Raw genomic sequence first — 20,388 nt, forward strand, 5'->3', positions numbered from 1 at the left:
CATTCGCCCAACGGCGAATGTCACTTCTTGCTCGGATCGTCCGCCGGGTTGACGTAGGTGATCGCGAACGGCCCCTCGCCATGAACCTGGACTATCGTAGCGCTTGTCGTCCAGGCGTAATGGTTCATTCCCTGTGGGGCTACGCCGAAGCCGCCGGCGGTCAGTTCGATGCCCTTGGTCTCGTCGAGCTTGTCGCCCATGCCGATATGAAAATTGCCGGAAATCACCGTCACATATTCCGAGGTGGGATGGTTGTGCGCGGCAATCCTGTAGCCGGCCGGCAGCTTCAACCGCAGCACGTAGATGCCATCCTTCGAGGGGTCCCCGGCGATGACAGCCATGTCCGCGCCGGCGGGCAAGACAGCAGGAGCAGGGCCCCATTTGATGGCGTCCGCGTTTATCGGCATGTCGTCGGCAAGCAGCGGCGCCGTCCCGATAAGCAGCAGCGCCAGAGCCGAGGCGAGCTTGAGCATGATGATCTCTCCGGTTGGTCGTGGGAGCACAGCATCAGCGCCGGCCCTGATCCATTGCGACCTACCAAGGCAGCAGCCCGAACACATCTCCCGCACGGGGGATGCGCCTTGCGTTGCTGACATGCGGCGCGACCCGCCTGGCCTGGTATCGCTGCAGCCGTCGAGGGGCGGGGAGGTTGCCGCCGACCGAGCGTGAAGCTATCCAGTGTGAACGCTAACCGTTTTCGAATGGGACAATGCCGAGATGAGCCTTGAATCCGTGCGCGCCTTCCTGGCTGCCCATGCGCCCGATGTCGAAGTGCTCGTCACCGAAGCGAGTTCCGCGACGGTGGCGCTGGCGGCTGAGGCGCATGGCGTGGAGCCGGCGCAGATCGCCAAGACCATCTGCCTGCGCGTCGGCGGTGAGACCATGCTGATCGTGGCCGGCGGCATGTCGAGGCTCGACAACCGCAAATTCAAGGACCGTTTCGGCGGCAAGCCGCGCATGCTTGACGCCGACGAGGTTGTCGCGATTACCAGCCATCCCGTCGGCGGCGTCTGCCCATTCGGCCTGCCGGCGCCGCTGCCGGTCTATTGCGACGTCTCGCTGCGCGCCTTCGATGAAGTCGTGCCCGCGGCCGGCGCCACCAACGCCGCTGTAAGGCTCAGCCCGCAGCGCATGGCACAGATTGTCGGCGCCGAATGGGTTGATGTCTGCCAGTAGTGAATCGTCGGCTGATTTCAGCAGGAGATTTCTGGGAGCAAAACGACTGCGAGCGCAGCTAGTAGAAGATTGAACGACCCATTATACGTGGCGGAATGAACGACGTTTTTGGTTACATCGCCTATGGTGAGAACGGGCTTTACCATCGCGGCGCGCTACTCAGCGCCCTCAAGCTTTTGCACCATTGCCCGACCGCCAGAATAGTCGTCGCAACGGACAGGACTGACCTCTTTCGCGCTTATCCTGTTGAGACAATGCTCATAACGGCCGAACAGAAAGACCAGTGGTCTTTCGGCGGAAGCTACCATTTCGGTATCAAGGCCGGGGCAATGCGTGAGCTTTTGCAGCGAGCAGATCGGCTCCTTTTCATGGACACCGACATGTACCCGGTGGGTGACCCGTCGAAGGGCTTCCGCTCGATCTCTGCGACCCATTCCTCTATGCGCCTGTGCGAAGGGCCGCATCGCATCTATCAGAACGCGCTGCCGGGCAAGAACATCAGCGTCGGCGGCCAGGTCCTGACCGGCAAGGAACCGATGTGGAACAGCGGCATCGTCGGGATCCACCGGGACAACCTCACAGCCATGGTGGACGCCTTCGCTGCTATCAAGGCCGTTCATGAGGTGACCGACACTTGGGCGCCCGAGCAGTTCTGCCTCGGGGTAGCCCTTTCTCAAAACGGCCGAACCATAAGCCCTCATAGCCTGCCGATCCGACACTACAATACCCGAGGCAAAAAGCAGTTCGCTGAGCCGCGTGTTCATGCGTTCTTTAACGCGTACGGCATGGCGCCAGTCGGCCAGCAGGTTGCAAAGGCCAGTCGATATCGTCTATGGCGGACTCCCGCGGATCTCTTGCTCCAGAAGCTTAAGAGGTCACTGTGACGGGGTGGCTGCGCACGAGGAATCTGTTTCGATCCAAGCTGCCCCCAAGCGTGACCGTTGGACGTCACACCTATGGGGTGAGCCGGAAGAAGGTGCTTGGAGCGTCTGCCGCCACTCCGTTGGCCCTTGGGGCGTTCTGTTCGGTCGCCGGCAACGTGAGCTTTGAATGTTCCGGGGGAAGCCACGTGCCTTGGGCTGCAACCACTTTTCCGATCCACAGCCGCATGATGGACACGACTGATCTCAATGCGCACGGCGGCAAACCCGTCGGCATTACCATCGCCAATGATGTCTGGATCGGCCGCCAAGCGCTGATCATGCCAGGCGTCCACATCGCGGATGGCGCTATTGTTGCGGCCGGCGCCATTGTCACCAGGGATGTGCCGCCATACGCGATCGTCGGCGGGGTCCCGGCCAAGCTTATCCGGTATCGCTTTTCACAGGATGTTATTGCGAAATTGCTGGCGATCCGGTGGTGGGAATGGAGCGACGAGAAGATCAAGCAGGAGGCTGCTTTTCTCACAGGTCCCATCGAACTCTTTGTCGAGCGGCACGCCAGCATGACGGCTTAAGAATGCATCTTGTTTGCGGGAAATCGAAAAGACGGTAGCCACCTTGGGGGAAGCGGCCAACTATTTGTTTGGTCGGAGTGGCCGGATTCGAACCGACGACCCCTTGACCCCCAGTCAAGTGCGCTACCGGGCTGCGCTACACTCCGGACCGCGCAAAGCCATATATTTTCAAGGGTTATGGTGCAAGCGCTAAAACGGCGCGTTGGACCGGAAAAGTCGCGAGGCATCCGGCCTTGTCGGCGCAACGCCAAGACGGTATGGCTTGCCCAATACCGATAAGAAGGATTGCGCGTGGCAAATTCCTGTTTTTTTCTAGCGGCCGACGCCAACTATTTCCCATATGCATGCTTGGCGGCGCGCAGAATTCTGGACGTTTCGGGAGACGCAACGCCAGGCTTCATCCTGCATTTCGGCGCACGCGATGCCGATATGCGTGTTGCTGAACGCCTGCTGAAGAATCGCCTTCGCATAATGGACGTGTCGGCGTTGTTTGCGCAGGCCGGTCATACTTTCCGGCCAAGCAATGTCGGCACTTTTGTTCGGCTTTTCGCCGACCAACTGCCTCAGTTCGCGGACTATGACCGCATCGCCCATGTTGATTGTGATGTCCTCTTCAATCGGGATATAGGTGACCTGTTGGGCCAGACACTTCATGCCCCATTGTTGGCCGCCCATGACGATTATATGTACTTCCGCCCGGGCTACCGCCACAAATTGTCGATGCAGCCGGGAGCGCCTTACTTCAATGCCGGCATCATCGTCTTCAACATGCCGCTGGTGCGTGAACAGGGACTTTTGCACCGCGCCAGAGATGTCGCCGTTGCCGGGCAGATGAACGATCAGAACGCGCTGAACATCGTCTTCGAGGGCAAGTGGCAGACGATGCATCCGAACTGGAATTTGATGTCCAACGATACGAAGGAATTTCGGTTCGCCCAAGCCTATGCCCGGCATTTCGCCGGCGGCAAGCCGTGGGGGAGCCAGGTCGACGTGGAACTTGAGGCGCTTGCCGTCTGGCGCGGTCTGGCAAGGGATACGCCCTGGCTCCAGCCCTTCCGGCAGCGCATTCCCTTCGAGCGAGGCGTCATGAGGCGATTCGCTCGCAGGTTCGACGGCATCATGGGGATGTTGCCTGACAAGGATCGGTATCGGCGGCGGGCAAGGTATGATGGGAGCAAGGTGCATAGGATATATGCCGAGCATGCCCTTGCCGGTGCGATGGCCGTGCAATTTCCTGAAATACTCGGCGGCTTCGCTTGAGACATTCGCGACTTTGATCCGTAAGGCGCAGGGCAGGAGAATTAGACTGTGTCGCAAAAGCCATGCTTCTTTTTCGCCGCCGATCAAAGGTATTTTCCGTACACCTGCTTGGCGGCGCGCCGTGTGTTGGATTTGTCCGGCGCCGTCGACGGCTTTATTTTGCACACCGGCGTCATTCCCGGTGACGACCGGTCTGCCGGTGAGCGTTTGCTCGATGGGAGGATCGGCATCATCGACGTGACGAAATTCATGGAGGCGACGAACTTCAACCGTGGAACGCATCCCACCCTTGCGACCTACATCAGGCTGTTTGCCGATCAATTGCCTGAATTCGAGCCATACGACCGCATCGCCTATTCAGACGCCGACGTGCTTTTCAACCGATCGATAGCCGATCTCTGCAACACCCCGCTCAATGCACCGTTGCTGGCCGCTCACGACGAGCAGAGTTACTTCGATGCAAAGTACAGGCAACATCTGCCGATGCAGCCTGGAGCGCCGAAATTCAACGCCGGCGTTCTTCTCTTCAACATGCCCCTGCTCAGGGCTGAGGGGCTTCTGGAGCGCACGCGGCAGCTGGCGTCCGAGCATGTCTACGGAATGGATCAGGGCGCATTGAACGTGGCCTTCGAAGGCCGATGGCAGACGATGCACCCGTTCTGGAACGTGATGACCAACTACAGCAGCCAGCTCCCTTTCAGCAGGTGCTATGCGCGGCACTTCGCGTGGGGCAAACCTTGGGAGCCTCGGCCAGTCGGTGTCGAGGTCGACGCCATGGCTGTCTATCGCGACCTGGCGAAAGGCACCCCCTGGGCCGGACGCTTCAGCCGCAGCTGGCCGGTCAAGAGAGGGTTGATGAAGAATTTTGGCCGCAAGTTCGATGCCATCAGCGGCATCTTGTTGAACGACGAGAAGCGCAAACGCAGGGCGCGGTTCGACGCCGAAAAGGTCAGCGCCATCTTTGCCGATCACGCCAACAAATCGATGCTGGCAGTGCGGTATCCCGAGCGGGTGACCGGTATCGCGAGATAGAAGAAATCGTCGATCGCAATTCGTTCCGAAGGCGAAGTCATCCGAACTCGGCGGCTTTCCCATCGGTTCGGATTGCGGCCACCGCCCGCAACCCGCGCTGATGCCTGTATTCCAGCGCGATCGCGCCCCAGATTAGGCCGAGCAGCAGGTAGACATGGCGCCAGTGGTCGATGTCGATGAAGGTGCCGAGCCCGGTATTGCCGATGAAAGCGACGTAGGCGCAGAGCAGATAGGGCTGCCACGGCCGGTCGCGCAAAAGGATGCGGAAGCCGGCCGCGATCGTCCACAGCGTCAGCGACAGGAACGAGACGAAGCCGAGCCAGCCATAATCCATCAGCGTCTTCAGCCAGATGTCGTGCGTGTCTTCGCCGAAAATGGTGCCGAACACCAGCGGGCCGATGCCGAGCGGATGTTCGAGCGCCATCTCGAAGCCGATCGTGTAGCGGGCAAAGCGGCCAAGGCGCGCCGTGTCGTAGCTCTGTTCGAGCTGGGCGCGGCTGGAAAACATCTCGCCGACGCCGGGCAACTGCAGGATGACGATCATGGCGACCACCAGCAGGGTGACGGCGGCAATGCTCATGATGATGACGCGCAGCCGGAACTTGCCGCTGTTGCTTTGCAGGAACAGGGCGCCGGTGAGCAGGATGGCCGAGACGGCGAACATGCCCCAGGCGCCGCGCGAGAAGGAGAAGAAAATGCCGGCGGTGATGATCAGCAGCGGCACCGCCAGAAGCGGCATGCGCGCGATCGAGCCGGTCAACAGGAGATAGAGCAGATAGATGCCGGGCAGCACCAGGAATGGTCCGAACACGTTCGGATCCTGGAAGGCGCCCTGGGCGCGGTCGTATCTGGTGAAGATTTCAGCGCCCGGGAAAGCGTGGAAATAGCCGGCAATGCCGAGCAGCGAGGTCACCACCGCGGAGACGACATAGGCGATGAAGATCAGCCGGTAGAGGCCGGGCTGCACCGCCGTCACCGACGAGAAGAACACCGCGGTGAACGCGAGAAACAGCGAGACGGCGAGATAGAGCGGTGTGTTGGCGAGATCGGCCATCTGCGTCATGGCAATCATGCCGCCGATGTTCATCGTGATCAGCAGCACGAGCAGCGGCACGGCGGCGCGCGATATGCGCAGGCCAAACAGCACCCACACCCCGATCAGCCCGAGCATGAAAAGATCGTAGGGCGCCGGTTCGTCGATGACGAAGCCTGACAGGAAGACGCCGAAAAACACCGCGCCCGACGATATCAGCGCGATCAGCTTGGCATTGACCGCAGCCTGCGACAAATCATGGGAAATCGCGCTCAATAGGCGTTTTCCGTGTTGAGCAGCCGCAGCGGCGTCATGAGCAGGATGCGCAGATCGAACAGCATCGACCAGTTCTCGATGTAATAGAGGTCGTATTCCGTGCGCATGCGGATTTTCTCATTGGTGTCCATCTCGCCGCGCCAGCCATTGATCTGCGCCCAGCCGGTAACGCCGGGCTTGACCTTGTGGCGGGCGAAATAGCCGTCGACCACCTCGTTGTAGAGAAGGTTGTGCGACTGCGCGGCAATCGCATGCGGGCGCGGGCCAACCAGCGACAGCGTGCCGAACAGCGAGTTGAAGAACTGCGGCAGCTCGTCGATCGAGCTCTTGCGGATGAAGCGGCCGACGCGGGTGACGCGCGGATCGTTCTTGGTCACCGTCTGCTTGGCGGTCGGGTCGGAGCGGTCGGTATACATGGAGCGGAATTTGTAGACTTCGACGATCTCGTTGTTGAAGCCGTGCCGCTTCTGCTTGAACAGCACCGGACCCTTGCTGTCGAGCTTGATGGCGATGGCAGTCGCCAGCATCACCGGTGAAAACAGGATGATGCCGATCAGCGAGAAGACGATGTCGAAGGCGCGCTTGGCGACCGAATCCCAGTCGTTGATCGGCCTGTCGAAGATGTCGAGCATCGGCACCGAGCCGATGTAGGAATAGGCGCGCGGGCGAAACTGCAGCGCGTTGGAATGCGCCGAGAGCCGGATGTCGACCGGCAGCACCCACAGCTTCTTCAGCAGTTGCAGCACGCGCGTTTCGGCAGTCAGCGGCAGCGACACGATCAGCATGTCGATGCGCGCGATGCGGGCGAATTCCATCAGCTCCGAAATGGTGCCGAGCTTGGGATAGCCGGCCACGATCGGCGGCGAGCGCTTGTCGCCGCGGTCATCGAAGATGCCGCAGATGCGGATGTCGTTGTCTGGCTGCTTCTCGACCGAGCGGATCAGCATCTCGGCCGCCTTGCCGCCGCCGACGATGACGGCGCGGCGTTCCATGCGGCCGTTGCGCGCCCAGCGCCGGATCAGCTTCGACATCACCAGCCTGAGGCCGAACAGCAGAAGCAGGCCGACGACAAACCAGGTGCCGAACAGCAGACGCGAATAATCCTCCGACATTTTCATGATGAAGGCCGTCAGCGCCATCAGCGCGAAGGTGCCGGCCCAGACCATCAGCACGCGGCCGAGATTGGAGATCGGTCGCATCAAGGCGGAGATCTGGTAGCAATCGCTGACGTCGAGCAGCACCACGGCCACGAATGACGCCGCGGCAATGGTCAGCGGATATTGCCAGGCGAGATAGTTGAAGAAGCCGACAAAGTGGAAGTAGAGCGCGAGCCCCGACAGGAACAGCAAGCCGAATTCGACGATGCGCAATACGCCGCTGACCATGACCGGCGACATCGTATCGCGCCGGTATTGCGAGGCGACCTGGCGGGCAACACTGTTCATGCCGCCGGGCGTGGGGCTCTCGGCAGGACTGTCGAATTTGCGCACCGCATCGGCCGAAAAGCGGCGCGTGGGGTCGGTCTCGTTCATCGGGTTTCCCACAAGCTTCCGCGATGACGATAGCAGAAAGAGAGCTAAAAAAACCTTGAGACAACTTGTGGTTTGGAGGGTCGTCTATCTGTTGAGCGCGGCGAAATAGGCCTTTTCGATTTCGGCGGCCATCACATCGGCGCCGAATCGCGCCCTGAGGCTGGCCGTATCGGGCATGGCGCGCCGGTATGCGTCGAGATCGCGCAGCGCTTCACCCATCTTGTCGCCGAGTTGGCGCGGATCGGGACGGATCAGGGCAGGGGATCCCTCCCCGAAGATTTCGGGAATGCCGCCGACGGCCGTGGCGATCATCGGCCGGCCGGCCGCCAGCGTCTCCAGCACGATATAGGGCATGGCTTCCGCGCGGGAGGGGACGACGACCAGATCGGCCAGCGAAAATGCCTCCCTGGCCGGCATCGGCGGCAAGAAGCGGACCTGTTTTCCGAGGCCCAGCCGTTTCACCTGCGCATGGTAGCGCGGCAGGTCGTCGCCATCGCCGACCATGACCGCGGTCAAGCGGCGCTCAAGCTGGGACCCGGCCAGCACCAGCGCGTCGATGAAAATGTCAGGCCCTTTGAGGTCGCGCATCATGCCGATGTAGAGCAGGTCGGCCGCGTCGGGTTGTGCGACCACCGGTTCGAACTCGGCGGCGCGCAGGCCGTTATAGACCAGCGTGTTCGGGATAGGCGGTTCGCCGACCTTCCTGCGATAGGTGCGCCGCTCATAGTCGGAGACGAACAGCAGGCAGTCGGTGAAGCGCGCCATGAAGCGCTCGAGCGCGAAGAACAGCTTCCCGGTCGTCGTCGTTTCATCATAGTGGAGGGAGCCGCCATGCGGCGAATAGAGGCGGGCTACGCGAGACCTAGATACCCGCAACAATGAGCCGAACAGACGGGCATAGGCGCCACCTTTGGCGCCATGTCCGTGCAACACGTCCGGCTGCAGTTCCTTGATGATCCTGTAAGTGCGCCAGGCCGAGGCGAAGTCGCCCGGCCCGACATGGCGCTGCATCGGCGTGCGATGGATGCCGAGCGCCAGGCTGTCCTTCATCTGGTCGAACAGGCGTTCCTCGTATTCGCCGCCGGTGGTCGAATCGCAGACGATGCCGACAACATGTCCGGCGGCGAGCTGGGCCTCCGTCAGGTCGCGCACATGCCGGAAGATCCCGCCGACGGGTGAGCGAAAGCAGTGGACGATCCTGAGCTGGTCCGCCACGTTGATGTCAGAACAGGCGTTCGCGAACGTAGACCGTGTCGCCCGGCAGCAGCGGATCGGAGGTAACCACCCGGCCTGTCATCACCTTGCCGTTGATGTCGCGGGTGATGTCGACGCTTTCCTGGTTGGCGCGCGGCGAGAAACCGCCGGCAATCGCGATGGCCTTCTGCACGGTGAGGCCCGGCACGTAGGAATACTGGCCGGCGGCGCCCACTTCGCCCATGACGAAGATCGGCCGGTAGCGATCGATCTCGACCGACACGTCGGGGTCGCGCAGATAGCCTTGGCGCAGTTTGTCGGCGAGCGCTTTTTCCAGCTGCTGGGCCGTGTGGCCGCGCGCCGGCACCGCGCCGACCAGCGGGAAGGACATGTAGCCGGACTGATCGACACTGTAGGTGTTGGTCAGACCGTCCTGTTCGAACACGGTGACGCGGACACGGTCGCCGGCGCCGAGCCGATAGGGCTGGTCGAGTACCTCGTGGAAGGCCGCCGGCGTCGGCCGGTAGCTGGAGCAGCCGGCGAGGATCGACACGGCCAGCAGAGCGCGAAACAGACCAGCAGCGCTTTTCATGATCGGACACACACCTTCGTCGCTATGGCCGCCAGGACACGGCGGCAAACCTTAAGGATCTGGGTTCGTTATCATCCTGTTAGGGTTAATGGCCGGTAAAGGGACGCGGCCGATTTGGCGGCAATCGACAAAAAGCCGTATAGTTTTGCTGGCTTTGTTTACCGGATGTCAGCAAACCCTAACAGCTGCTTACCGCGATCTTAACGGCTGAGTTACCATAGTTGTTTACGCTACCATCTAGCCTCATGTCCGGAGCAGGAATGCATGTCCGACCAGTCCGCGGCCGCAGATGTCGATGTCGACCTGAGACAGCTCTTCGCCAGCCTGGCGCGGAACTGGCTGCGCATTCTTGTGATCACGCTTCTCGTCACTGGTCTCGCCTTCGCGTTCGCGTGGCTTGCCACGCCGCATTATAAGGCCACGACGCAGCTGAAAATCCATTTGAGCGAATCGGCCTATACGCGGCCTGCCGGCACCAATGAAGACGACAAACCTGTGCTCGATGCGGAAGGTGTAGCAACCGAGGTTCAGGTCATTTCCTCGTCCGACATTCTCAAGCAGGTGGCTGCCGACCTTAAGCTGGGCGACAAGCCCGAGTTCAACGATGCGCTCGGCATGTCGCCGGTCACCCGGCTCCTGGTCATTGCCGGGCTGAAGAGCGATCCGGAAGAAATTCCGCTCGAAGAGCGCGTGCTGACGAAGATGCGCGACAAGCTCAATGTTTATGGCGTGGAAAAGACCCGCGTCATCGCCGTCGAATTTTCCTCTGAAGATCCCCAGCTTGCCGCCGACATTCCGAACGCCATTGCTAAGGCCTACCTGGCCTACCAGGCGGATGCCAAGACCAAGTCGAACGCCGCCGCGACCGCCTTCCTCGGGCCGGAGATCGAGGAGCTGCAGAAGCAGGTCAGGGATGCAGAGGCCAAGGTCGCGGCCTTCCGCTCCGCTCAGTCGGACCTGTTGATGGCTGGCAACAATTCGGTGCTGGCGACACAGCAATTGTCCGAATTATCGAGCGAGCTGTCGCGTGTGCGCGCCAGCCGCGCCTCGGCTGAGGCAACGGCCGAAAGGGTGCGCCAGGCTTTGCAGAATGGCGGTTCGCTGGACGCTGTACCCGAAGTGCTGTCTTCCGATCTGATCCAGCGGCTGCGTGAGCGTCAGATCGAGCTCAGAACCAACATCGCCGATCTTTCCACCACCTTGCTCGACAACCATCCCCGCCTGCGGGCGATGAGGTCGCAGCTTGCCGATCTCGACGGCCAGATCCGCAACGAAGCGCAAAAAATCATGCGCGGGTTGCTGACGCAGGCGCAGACCGCCCAGGCGCGCGAAAACCAGCTGATATCGGACGTCAACAAGCTGAAAGCGGCGTCGTCGCGGGCCGGCGAGGAGCAGGTCCAGCTGGATGCGCTGCAGCGCGAGGCGAACGTCCGGCGCCAGCAGCTTGAATCCTATATGGCGAGCTTCCGCGAAGTGTCCTCGCGCAAGAATTACCTGCCGGTCGATGCCAGCGTGTTTTCCGAGGCGCGCGTGCCGTCGGAACCCTATTTCCCCAAGCTCGTGCCGATCGTCGGCGCCGCCTTAGTCGGCTCGCTGCTGCTGATGTCGGTCATCACGCTGCTGCAGGAGCTGTTTTCCGGCCGCGCCATGCGTCCGGCCCCAGGGGCGCGCTTCGAGCGTATCGAGCAGGTTGCGATGCCGGCAATGTCGGCGCCGGTCGTCCACCCGGAACCGGCTCCTGAGGTCGTGGAAGTGGACGATCAGCCGACGACCGTGGAGTCTGAACTGGTGCCAGAGCCCGAGCCGGCTCCTTCAGTGCTGGAAGGAGCAGCGGCTGCCGGTTCCGAACCGCAAGCCGAACCTGAACCTGTCCGCTCCAGCCTTGGCGAGATCGATGTCGAGAAGGCGGCGGAGAAGCTGATCGCCAGCGGTGCTGCGCGCGCCATCTTCGTCTCGCCCGAAGGCGATGAGGCCGCGGCCTCGGCAGTGCTGGTAGCGCGCGAAGTCTCCGACGCCGGCCTGCGCGTGTTGCTGCTCGATCTGACCGCATCGGGCGCGGCGTCGCGGCCGATGCTGGACAGCGGACTTTTCCCCGGCATCACCAATCTGCTGGCTTCGGAAGCGCAGTTCAGCGACGTCATCCACGCCGACCTCTATTCGGACTGCCACGTCGTTCCCGTCGGCACCGCCGATCCGGTGCGCGCCATGCGCGCCGCCGACCGGCTGCCGATCATCATGCAGTCGCTGACCACCGCCTATGATCTGGTCATCGTCGAATGCGGACCGGCCGATGCGCAAGGCATCAGCCGACTGGTCGGCGACAGCACCGAGGTCTTCATGTCCATGCTGCAGGCGGACGATGAGGTGGCGCAGGCCGCCGTCGAGCTGATCGAAAGCGGCTATCCCGACCTCACTCTGGTGACGCCGATCGGCCACGAGACGCCGGGTAACCCCGTGCCGGGACGACGTAGCGCCGCCTGAGACATCAGACAATTCGACTTAGGCGGCGCTACTACGGATCGGCTCGTCCATCGCCCGCCGGCTCCCGAAAAACCAAGCCTGTCAGCCGGCGCCGGGATCTACCCCAACTCCAGGGTCGTCACGCCAAATATTCGGCGCGAGTCGACCTTCGGAGGCGGGCCCTTGTACATGCGCGTGGTGGTGAAGGTCGGCCTGAAACCAATCGCTGCAAGCGCCTTGGTGAAATCGAAATTTTCGGCAGGAACGTCGATATGCAGGTCGCCACCTTCGCATGCGGCAGCCAGACTGCCCATGAGCTGCATCGCCGTCTCGGTGTCGTCGGCAAACAGCGGGCCGATCTTGTAACCCGAACGGCAGGGACGAGCCACGGCGTAGCCTATGGTGCCGAGTGAACTGATCGCGGCGAACCCGCAATGCGGCGGCTGCGCCCAGCGGTGCAGGAAGGCTCGTCGAGGCGCGGGGAAACAGCGGGCGTCATAGACGATGATGTCGGGCACGAGTTGCGTGGTTATCATGCGCACCCCTTCGCTTCGGACGGGCGGGGTCGCGATACGGCCGCTGAAGCGGATGGTTTCGTACGCCGAGCTGAATCCCGTGCGGCGATAATTCGCCAGCTGCGCGGCGACCCCGTCGAGGCCGACCGTTCGGCCGGCCAGCCTGGCCATGCCCGCATTCCAGACTGCTTTGCCATGGCCTTTGCCGCGCATGTCTGGTCGGCAGATGTAGAGACCGATGAAACCGAAGTTGCCGCCATAGGCGACAGCCGAGATGGCGGCGGTCATCTCGTTGTCGACAAAAGCGCCGATGAACCCTTCAGGATCGGTTGGCCGGAACGCGGCGGCATCGTCAAGGCCAGGATTCCAGCCTTCAGCCGCCGCCCAGTCGATGAGAACGGTCAGTTCCGGCGGAGACAATGCGCGGACGGTAGGCTTCATAGCGTTCACTCCGCGGCGACCACCCCCGGCGAGAAGGATTTCAGCACGCCGCGATAGGGCTTGGCCAGCGGACTGGCATAGGAGCCGCGCTTCGAGGTCGACAGGCCCAATGCGATCAGCGCCTCGGCCTGTTTGAGGGCGGCGCCGACGCCGTCGATGACGGGCAGGTCGAACTCTTGCTGCAACCGGTGTGCCAGGTCGGCCATGCCGGCGCAGCCGAGCACGATGGCCTCGGCGCGGTCTTCCGCTATGGCGCGGGCGATCTCGGCGCGCAGTTTCTCGACAGCGCCGGAAGCAGCGTCTTCAAGCGAGAGTACGGGAATGTCGGCGGCGCGCACGCGGGCACGCCCGGCCATGCCGTAGCGGTGCACCAGCCCCTCGACAGGGACACGCGAGCGTTCGGTGGTCGTCACCACTGTGAAGCGCTGGGCAATGTAGGAGGCGACACTGAGTGCGGCCTCGCAGATGCCGATGACCGGAATGGAGGCCATGGCGCGTGCCGCATCCAGGCCGGTATCGTCGAAGCAGGCGATGATGGCGGCCTTAGCCCCGGCACGTTCGCCGGCGGCGATCTCCATCAAAAGGCCGGGCACGGCCAATGCCTCGTCATAATAGCCCTCGATCGAGGCAGGACCCATCGAGGAGGTGACCGCGATCACCTCGGTCCCGGCGCCGGCAACGGCGCGCGCCGCCGCCGCGATCGTCTCGGTCATGCTCGCCGTCGTGTTGGGGTTCACCACCAGTATCTGCACGATCAAACCCTGGCCCGCTTGCGGCCGACATAGAGGATGGCGCCCAGTGTGGCCAGGATCACCAGGAAGGAGAACACGGTGGTCACCGTGCCCAGCGCATAGAGCACCGGCGTCGTGACATTGGTGGTCATGCCGTAGATCTCGAGCGGCAGCGTGTTGAAGGTGCCCGACGTCATCAGCGTGCGGGCGAACTCGTCATAGGACAGCGTGAAGCCGAACAGGCCGACGCCGATCAGGCTCGGCGCGATCATCGGCAGCACGACATGGGCGAAGGTCTGCCAGGAGTTGGCGCCCAGGTCACGCGCTGCTTCCTCATAGGCGGGCGAGAAGCGGTTGAAGACGGCGAACATGATGAGCACGCCGAAGGGCAAGGTCCAGGTCAGGTGCGCGCCGAAGGCCGATGTGTACCAGGCCGGGCGGAAGCCGACCTGCTGGAACACGACGCCGATGCCGAGCGAAATGATGATCGAGGGTACGACGAGGCTGGCGACCGCCAGGTAGAACAAAGCGGTGGCGCCACGAAATTTTTGCCGGAAAGCGAGCCCTGCCAGCAGCGACACGACGACGGTGACGATCATCACCATGAGGCCGAGCACGAGCGAGCGCTTGAAGCTGCCGCCGAAATCGCCGACCGCCTGGCGCTCGAACAGATTGGCGAACCAGTGCAGCGACACGCCATTGAGCGGGAAGGTGAGGCCGCCGGTCTCGCCTTGGAAAGAAAGGATCAGGATCGCCGATAGCGGGCCATAGAGGAACAGCACGAACAGAGTGAAGAAGGCCGCAAGCACATAGAACTCGAAGGTGCGTTTTTCGTGGCTCACCTCAAAGCTCCTTGCGGATGTCGACGATGCGCAGGATGCCCGCGACCATCAACAGTACCAACACCAGCAACACTACGGCATTGGCGGCGGCTGCGGGATACTGCAGCAGCGACATCTGGTTCTTCATCATCAGTGCGACCGACGCGCTCTGGCCGCCCGACATCACCTGCACAGTGGAGAAATCGGCCATCACCAGCGTGACGACGAAGATGGTGCCGATTGCCATGCCGGGCTTGGCCAGCGGGATGACGACGTTCCACAAGACCTGCCAGCCGGACGCGCCGGCATCGCGCGCGGCCTCGACCAGCGAGCGGTCGATGCGCATCAACGTGTTGAAGATCGGCGTTACCATGAACAGCGTGTAGAGATGCACCATGGCCAGCACCACGGCGAATTCCGAATAGAGCAGCCATTCGATGGGTTTTGGCACCAGCCCCAATTGCACCAGCGTCGAGTTGATCAACCCGTTACGGCCAAGCACCGGGATCCACGAGATCATGCGGATGATGTTGGAGGTCAGGAACGGCACCGTGCAGACAAGGAACAGCACCATCTGCATGGCGGTGGTGCGGATATGGAAGGCGAGGAAATAGGCGACCCAGAAGCCGATGAACAAGGTCAGAGCCCAGACGATGGCAGCGAATTTGATGGTGTTGAGATAGGTCTTCCAGGTGACCCATGATCCCAGCACGTCGGAATAGTTCGTCGTCAGGAAATCCGGATACATGGCGGCGAAGTCATAATCCCAGAAGGAGACGACGACGATCATGATGATTGGCAAGAGCAGGAACGCACCGAGGATGAGCGCCAGCGGCGCCGATTGGAGGTAGGGCGTGACGGCACTGATGGAGAAGCGGCGGTGTCTGGCGGGCTTGGCTGCTGCGATGGCGGGGCTTTCGAGCGCGACTGTCATTGGGAAAATCCTCCGTGTGATCGCGATGACTTGCGATCCTTCGCGCCCCCCTCTGTCCTGCCGGACATCTCCCCCACGAGGGGGGAGATCGAACTCTCATAACGGCCTTCGCCAAACTCCAACGTTGCTAACGAAGAGCCGGCCATGACGCTGCCAATCTCCCCCCAAGTGGGGGAGATGTCCGGCAGGACAGAGGGGGGCGCGAAGGATCGCAACATCACAGTGAACGCGTCCGCTCTACGCCGCGATGAACTCGTTCCAGCGCTTCACCATGTAGCGGTCCTCGTCCATGACCGAGTTCCAGCAGGCGACTTTGCCCATACGCTCTTCGAACGAGCCGCCGTCGCGCACGGCGCCGGCCTTTTCCATGACGGTGCCGTCCGGCGCCTTGATCTCGCCCTTGGCCGGCTTGCCTTCGATCCAGTAGCCCCATTCGTCCTCGGACATGAACTTCTTGGCCGAGACCATATTGGCGGAATAGTAGCCCTGGCGGTTGAGATAGCCGCCGACCCAGCCCGACGTATACCAGTTGATGTATTCGTAGGCCGCGTCGAGCTCGGCGCCTTTCAGATGGGCGGCAAGTCCAAGGCCGCCGCCCCATGAACGATAGCCTTCCTTGAGCGGCTGGAAGCGGCAGGCGATGCCCTTGGAGCGGACGGCGGCGACGGCCGGCGACCACATCGACTGGATGACCACCTCGCCCGATGCCATCAGGTTGACGCTCTCGTCGAACGACTTCCAGAAGGCGCGGAACTGGCCGGCCTGCTTGGCCTTGATGAGGAAGTCGATCGTCTTGTCGATCTCTTCCTTGGTCATGTTGCCCTTGTCAGCATATTCGATGCTGCCTGTGGCCTCCATGATCATGGCCGCATCCATGATGCCGATGGACGGGATGTTGAGGATCGCGGTCTTGCCCTTGAAGGCCGGGTCCATGATGTCGGCCCAGGTGGTGATGTCGCGGCCGACGAGGTCGGGCCGGATGCCTAGCGTATCGGCGTTGTAGATCGTCGGCACCATGGTGAACCACTTGGTCGGCGCCTTGGCGAAGGTCTTTGAGTCCTGCGCTTCGACATAGCCGACCGTGTGCGGCGCGGTGCCCTGGGCAATGATGCTGTCGGGCGTCAGCTTGCCGGTTTTGAACAACGGCACCAGCTCGTCGTAGTATTTCAGCTTACTGACATCCATCGGCTGCAGCACGCCGCTCGGGAACACCTTCTTGCAGATCCAGTATTCGATGTCGGCGATGTCATAGCTGTCGGGCTGGGTCACGGCGCGCTGGGCGGCCGCGTCCGAATCGGTCGCCGTCATTTCCAGCGTGATGCCGAGGTCGGCCTTGCACTTGTCGGCGATCGCGTTCAGGTTCGACACGCCGGTGCCGAACTGGCGCAGCGTGATGTTGGACTGCGCCCAGATGGTCGGGAAGCCTGTAATGGCGCCCGAGCCTGCGGCGAGGCCGACGGCGGCCGCACCTGTCTTGAGCAACGAACGGCGCGAAATTCCGGTCTTTGTTTCTGCTGTTTTTGTCATTCCTATTCCCCTGTTTTGTTTTGCTTCGTTGAATTCATGAATGAAGGCGGCCGAGGACGATGGCGTCCTCGGAATCCCAGGCGAGCGGTACGGCGTCGCCAAGGGCGACGGGTTTGGCGAAGAAGTCGGAATCGTCGATGATAACGGTGAAATCGTCGATGCCGCCGCCGGTGACCGACAGCTTCACCGTGGCGCCGCGATATTCGATGTTGGAGACGATGCCGGTGAAGCCGAGGCCGGGAGAGGGTGCTTCGCCGATGCGCACATGGTCGGTGCGGATGGCGATGTCGATCGGCGTGCCCACCTCCTGGCCCGCCTCCCGGCCTTGCCCGCGGGCGGCGAGCGAGGCGCCACCATTGACGTCGAAGACGACCATGCCGTCGCGCGCGCCGGTAACCCGGCCGGAGATGACATTGTGGTCACCCATGAAGCGCGCGACGAAGGCGGTGGCCGGCCTTTCGAACACATCTCGCGGCGGCGCCGCCTGTTCGATGCGGCCGTCATTCATCACCACGATCAGGTCCGCCAAGGCCATGGCCTCTTCCTGGCTGTGGGTGACGTGGACGAAAGTGATGCCAAGCGAGGTCTGCAATTTCTTCAGCTCGGCGCGCATGCGTATCTTCAGGAACGGGTCGAGTGCCGACAGCGGCTCGTCGAGCAGCAGCGCCTCGGGATCGGTGATCAGAGCGCGGGCGAGTGCAACACGCTGCTGCTGGCCGCCGGAAAGCTGCGCCGGCCGGCGCGTCGCATAGGCCTCCATCTGCATCAGCTTGAGCATGTCGAGCGCCTTGGCACGGCGCTGCTCCTTGTCGACGCCCTTCATCTTCAGGCTGAAGGCGACATTGTCGACAAGGTCGAGATGCGGAAACAGCGCATAGGACTGGAACATCATCGCCGTGCCACGCTTTGCCGGCGGCAAGTCGGTGACGACGATGTTGCCGAGGCGGACATCGCCCGACGAAATGCTTTCGTGGCCGGCGATCATGCGCAGCGTCGAGGTCTTGCCGCAGCCGGAGGGGCCAAGCAGGCAGCAATAGGTGCCTGCCGGTATCTTCAGGCTGATGGCCTCGACGGCAGTCGTCGTTCCGTACACTTTCGAAACGGAGACGATGTCGATCTCGGCGGCTTTGGACATTCAGGCTTCCCCGTTTGGTCGCATTACCCAAAGCATTATGCGTGCCAATCGGCGGCAATCGGCCCAAGCGTTTGAATCGACAGAAAAATCGGGGTTCTTGCCCACTGCCTAGCCGGTAGGCTATCTTGTGCATTGCACAAATTATGGGCGATTGTGCGCGATCTGCACAAGAATCGTATGCAATCTTTTTTGGCTTCGTGTCCACTTTGCCTCTCGTGTGCAGGCGACGAGTTGCGCTAGAAGAGGCTGGGAACCATCATCGCCATGAACATTGCCGATCAGATCCATTCCGACGACAGCGCCAACCAGGATCGCGCCCAGGCGATTCGCGACAATCTGCGGGACGCCATCGTTGACCGTCGGCTGACGCCCGGCACCAAGCTGTCGGAAGGCGAGGTCGGCACGCTGTTCGACGTCTCGCGCACGGTCGCGCGCGCGGCGCTGCAGATGCTGTCCTTCGAGGGGCTGGTGCGTACCGAGCGCAACCGTGGCGCCTTCGTCGCCAACCCTTCGCCCGAGGAAGCGCGCCAGGTGTTCGCATCGCGCCGGCTGATCGAGCCGGGCATCGCCATTGCCGCCTGCGGGCGGGTCACAGCCACCGATATCGCTGCGTTCCGCGCGCAGCTCGACGAGGAAGGCCGCTTCATCGCCGAGCGCGGCCCAACCGCCCGGCGCTCCGAAATCAAGGCGTCGGGCGATTTCCATCTGCTGCTCGCCTCCGTCGCCGGCAATGCCATCCTGCAGCGCTTCATGGAGGAGCTGGTGGCGCGTTCGTCTCTGGTGATCGCCCTTTACGGACGATCCGGCGTGTCGGCCTGCGGGCACAGTGAGCACACGGAAATGGTCGGCGCGCTGGAGAGCGGCGATTGCGGGTTGGTGAGCCGGCTGATGCTGCACCATATCGACCACATCGAGGCGGATCTCGACCTGCGGGTCAGGGCCGGCCCGGCGCTCCGCGAAGCGCTGAATTTCTGAACGCTAGTTTTCGTCGTCCGTGGGAGCGGGCGCTGCCTGTCCGGCGGCCTTGCGGCGCAGCATCTTGGTCAGCTTCCAGACCGTCGGGTTGTTCTTGATGAAGGCTTTCGCCCGTGCGCCCTGCCGCAGCGCCGACGCCAGGGCGCGTCCCTTCAGCGTCAGGGGCGCCAGCACCTCGAAATGCTGGGTCTCGATATCGCACCAGAGCCGCTTGTAGGGCTCGTCGCCGACCGAGAAATCATAGACATCGAAGCCTGTTTGGCAGGCTTCCTCGATGATGTCGAAGAAAAGGAAATCGCCGGGGCTGGTGTGGCCGAGATCGTCCTCGGCGATGGCGCCGAATTCGCAGATCAGGCGTTTGCCCGAGCGGCTCGAGCCGGTGATTGCGCGCAGCTTGCCGGCCACTTCGAGCCCATGCAGCACAAAGGCCGGTTTCTCCTCGGCCAGCGCGCCGGCGAAGAGGGCACGGAAGAAAGCCCGCACCTCCGGCTCGCCGAAGACATTGGCGATGCCCATCTTGGCGAAACGGAACTCCTTCATCTCGAAGAAAGCGTCGAGCAGCCGGTTCACGTCTTCGGGTGTCTGCGCCTCGATGCGGCGATGAACGCCGACCGCCTCGAATTTGCGTGTCTGCGAACGGTGCTTCTTGCGCTTGCGCTTGCCGCCCACACGCGACAGCAGCGCATCGAAACCACCGTCGAGATTGACGGCGAGCGACAGGTTTGGGCTCGGAAAGTTGGAGAACGCCACCAGCGGATTGGCAACGCCATCGAGGTCGGGCAGAAGCCTTTCCAAGGCAACGAGATCGATATCGGGACGCGCCTTGCCGATCGCCGTCACCAGCCTGCGGATCCCCCCGGCATCGGCCTTTGCCAGCCATGCCGGATCGGCGGCGGCGAAATTGCCGTTGGCATGGCGCCCGCCCATGAAGCGGGCGACGCGGAATGGACCAGTTCGCGTGATTTCCAGTGCCAGTGCAAAGACCGGCCTGTCCTCGATTGTCAGCGTGGCAATGACGGCATCGGGATTGGCCTGCGCCGTCCAGGCACGAACCCAGGCCGCGCTTTGCGCCGGCGCAAACAGCGCCGAACGGCAGAATTCGCCGTAAGAGGCGAGCGCGGCAGCATCTGCGATCGACGCCGACAGACTGGTCTGGTCGACAGCCGGCGTGCGCGCAGACGCCTTGCTTGCGGCGAGCCGATTGCCGTCAAATGACGCGGTGGCGTCAACCATACCTCAATCCTTAAGGCGTATTCGTCGCGATCAGGAGTTCGCGTCGGCGCGTTCCGTGCTTGGAT

18 protein-coding genes, 1 tRNA gene and 1 pseudogene are annotated in these 20,388 nt (G+C 62.4%); 7 read left to right on the top strand and 13 right to left on the bottom strand.

Annotated elements, in window-relative coordinates; all coding sequences use genetic code 11:
- Positions 1–20: 20 nt before the first annotated feature.
- A complete protein-coding gene (locus X756_RS144140; protein ID WP_023730864.1) occupies positions 21–473 on the bottom strand; it encodes a cupin domain-containing protein in 453 nt (150 codons plus the stop codon).
- A 244-nt stretch (positions 474–717) separates the two neighbouring features.
- On the opposite strand from X756_RS144140, the gene X756_RS144135 reads away from it, so the two are divergent.
- The 3 genes and pseudogenes from X756_RS144135 to X756_RS1000000170600 form a co-directional block, all read left to right on the top strand.
- On the top strand, positions 718–1,176 hold the full coding sequence (locus X756_RS144135; protein WP_023669382.1) for a YbaK/EbsC family protein: 459 nt from the start codon (positions 718–720) through the stop codon (positions 1,174–1,176).
- 95 nt (positions 1,177–1,271) lie between these two features.
- Positions 1,272–2,060, top strand: a complete 789-nt coding sequence (locus X756_RS144130; protein WP_023730865.1) for a hypothetical protein — start codon at positions 1,272–1,274, stop codon at positions 2,058–2,060.
- A 263-nt stretch (positions 2,061–2,323) separates the two neighbouring features.
- Positions 2,324–2,632, top strand: a pseudogene (locus X756_RS1000000170600) (CatB-related O-acetyltransferase); the annotation flags it as partial.
- A gap of 69 nt (positions 2,633–2,701) precedes the next feature.
- Here the strand turns inward: X756_RS1000000170600 and X756_RS144125 are convergent.
- Positions 2,702–2,778 (bottom strand) — tRNA-Pro (locus X756_RS144125).
- Positions 2,779–2,923: 145 nt separating this feature from the next.
- On the opposite strand from X756_RS144125, the gene X756_RS1000000167945 reads away from it, so the two are divergent.
- On the top strand, positions 2,924–3,892 hold the full coding sequence (locus X756_RS1000000167945; protein WP_084569958.1) for a glycosyltransferase: 969 nt from the start codon (positions 2,924–2,926) through the stop codon (positions 3,890–3,892).
- Between the two features lie 48 nt (positions 3,893–3,940).
- Positions 3,941–4,924, top strand: coding sequence for a glycosyltransferase (locus X756_RS144110; RefSeq protein WP_023730868.1), 984 nt, complete (start codon positions 3,941–3,943; stop codon positions 4,922–4,924).
- A 37-nt stretch (positions 4,925–4,961) separates the two neighbouring features.
- Here the strand turns inward: X756_RS144110 and X756_RS144105 are convergent, their stop codons facing one another.
- From X756_RS144105 to X756_RS144090, 4 genes are all read right to left on the bottom strand, one after another.
- Complete coding sequence (locus X756_RS144105; RefSeq protein ID WP_023730869.1) at positions 4,962–6,233, bottom strand: O-antigen ligase family protein; 1,272 nt, start codon at positions 6,231–6,233, stop codon at positions 4,962–4,964.
- Positions 6,230–7,765, bottom strand: coding sequence for an undecaprenyl-phosphate glucose phosphotransferase (locus X756_RS144100; protein ID WP_023689486.1), 1,536 nt, complete (start codon positions 7,763–7,765; stop codon positions 6,230–6,232). Before X756_RS144100 ends, X756_RS144105 begins: the two co-directional genes overlap by 4 nt.
- Before the next feature lie 84 nt (positions 7,766–7,849).
- Positions 7,850–8,980, bottom strand: a complete 1,131-nt coding sequence (locus X756_RS144095; protein WP_023715409.1) for a glycosyltransferase — start codon at positions 8,978–8,980, stop codon at positions 7,850–7,852.
- A 7-nt stretch (positions 8,981–8,987) separates the two neighbouring features.
- Positions 8,988–9,551, bottom strand: a complete 564-nt coding sequence (locus X756_RS144090; RefSeq protein ID WP_023682330.1) for a polysaccharide biosynthesis/export family protein — start codon at positions 9,549–9,551, stop codon at positions 8,988–8,990.
- 264 nt (positions 9,552–9,815) lie between these two features.
- On the opposite strand from X756_RS144090, the gene X756_RS144085 reads away from it, so the two are divergent.
- Positions 9,816–12,032 carry an exopolysaccharide transport family protein gene (locus tag X756_RS144085; RefSeq protein ID WP_023730870.1) on the top strand — a complete coding sequence of 739 codons (2,217 nt, stop codon included), beginning with the start codon at positions 9,816–9,818 and terminating at the stop codon, positions 12,030–12,032.
- Positions 12,033–12,130: 98 nt separating this feature from the next.
- Here X756_RS144085 and X756_RS144080 read toward each other — a convergent pair whose 3' ends face one another.
- The 6 genes from X756_RS144080 to X756_RS144055 all read right to left on the bottom strand — a co-directional run bounded on the left by X756_RS144080 (position 12,131) and on the right by X756_RS144055 (position 18,115).
- On the bottom strand, positions 12,131–12,967 hold the full coding sequence (locus X756_RS144080; RefSeq protein WP_023705048.1) for a GNAT family N-acetyltransferase: 837 nt from the start codon (positions 12,965–12,967) through the stop codon (positions 12,131–12,133).
- Positions 12,968–12,972: 5 nt separating this feature from the next.
- A complete protein-coding gene (locus X756_RS144075) occupies positions 12,973–13,719 on the bottom strand; it encodes an aspartate/glutamate racemase family protein (protein ID WP_023730871.1) in 747 nt (248 codons plus the stop codon).
- 2 nt (positions 13,720–13,721) lie between these two features.
- Positions 13,722–14,540: an ABC transporter permease gene (locus X756_RS144070; RefSeq protein ID WP_023730872.1), complete on the bottom strand. Its 819-nt coding sequence runs from the start codon at positions 14,538–14,540 to the stop codon at positions 13,722–13,724.
- Position 14,541: 1 nt separating this feature from the next.
- The gene (locus X756_RS144065; RefSeq protein WP_023700525.1) at positions 14,542–15,453 is read right to left on the bottom strand and encodes an ABC transporter permease; all 912 of its coding nucleotides are present in this window, start codon (positions 15,451–15,453) and stop codon (positions 14,542–14,544) included.
- 237 nt (positions 15,454–15,690) lie between these two features.
- Positions 15,691–16,980 (bottom strand): PotD/PotF family extracellular solute-binding protein, encoded by a 1,290-nt coding sequence (locus X756_RS144060; protein WP_023730873.1) that lies wholly within the window; start codon positions 16,978–16,980, stop codon positions 15,691–15,693.
- Between the two features lie 34 nt (positions 16,981–17,014).
- Entirely contained in the window at positions 17,015–18,115 is a 1,101-nt protein-coding gene (locus X756_RS144055) for an ABC transporter ATP-binding protein (RefSeq protein ID WP_023689478.1), read from the bottom strand.
- A 264-nt stretch (positions 18,116–18,379) separates the two neighbouring features.
- On the opposite strand from X756_RS144055, the gene X756_RS144050 reads away from it, so the two are divergent.
- Positions 18,380–19,090: a GntR family transcriptional regulator gene (locus X756_RS144050; RefSeq protein ID WP_023730874.1), complete on the top strand. Its 711-nt coding sequence runs from the start codon at positions 18,380–18,382 to the stop codon at positions 19,088–19,090.
- A 3-nt stretch (positions 19,091–19,093) separates the two neighbouring features.
- On the opposite strand, the gene X756_RS144045 is transcribed toward X756_RS144050, so the two are convergent.
- Positions 19,094–20,323, bottom strand: a complete 1,230-nt coding sequence (locus X756_RS144045) for a GNAT family N-acetyltransferase (RefSeq protein ID WP_023730875.1) — start codon at positions 20,321–20,323, stop codon at positions 19,094–19,096.
- Positions 20,324–20,388: the final 65 nt, after the last annotated feature.

This window comes from Mesorhizobium sp. LNJC405B00, from assembly GCF_000502615.1.
In the GTDB taxonomy this organism is placed as follows: domain Bacteria; phylum Pseudomonadota; class Alphaproteobacteria; order Rhizobiales; family Rhizobiaceae; genus Mesorhizobium.